We start from the raw sequence: 499 nt of genomic DNA, 5'->3' as shown, positions 1-499 counted from the left end.
CGTAATTCATTACGAAGTTTAATTCACGAGCATCAAACTTAAATTGAAGAGTTTGATCATGGCTCAGATTGAACGCTGGCGGCAGGCCTAACACATGCAAGTCGAGCGGCAGCGGAAAGTAGCTTGCTACTTTGCCGGCGAGCGGCGGACGGGTGAGTAATGTCTGGGAAACTGCCTGATGGAGGGGGATAACTACTGGAAACGGTAGCTAATACCGCATAACGTCGCAAGACCAAAGAGGGGGACCTTCGGGCCTCTTGCCATCAGATGTGCCCAGATGGGATTAGCTAGTAGGTGGGGTAACGGCTCACCTAGGCGACGATCCCTAGCTGGTCTGAGAGGATGACCAGCCACACTGGAACTGAGACACGGTCCAGACTCCTACGGGAGGCAGCAGTGGGGAATATTGCACAATGGGCGCAAGCCTGATGCAGCCATGCCGCGTGTATGAAGAAGGCCTTCGGGTTGTAAAGTACTTTCAGCGGGGAGGAAGGCGTTG

At 53.9% G+C, this 499-nt stretch carries 1 rRNA gene; it reads left to right on the top strand.

What is annotated here, in order from left to right:
* Positions 1–40 precede the first annotated feature (40 nt).
* Positions 41–499, top strand: a 16S ribosomal RNA gene (locus N6P30_RS24470); the annotation flags it as partial.

The organism is Enterobacter sp. PL1, assembly GCF_945957325.1.
GTDB classification, from domain to species: Bacteria; Pseudomonadota; Gammaproteobacteria; order Enterobacterales; family Enterobacteriaceae; genus Enterobacter; species Enterobacter roggenkampii.
Note: the sequence above shows the minus strand (reverse complement) of the source record. Positions and strands in the feature narration are given on the sequence as shown.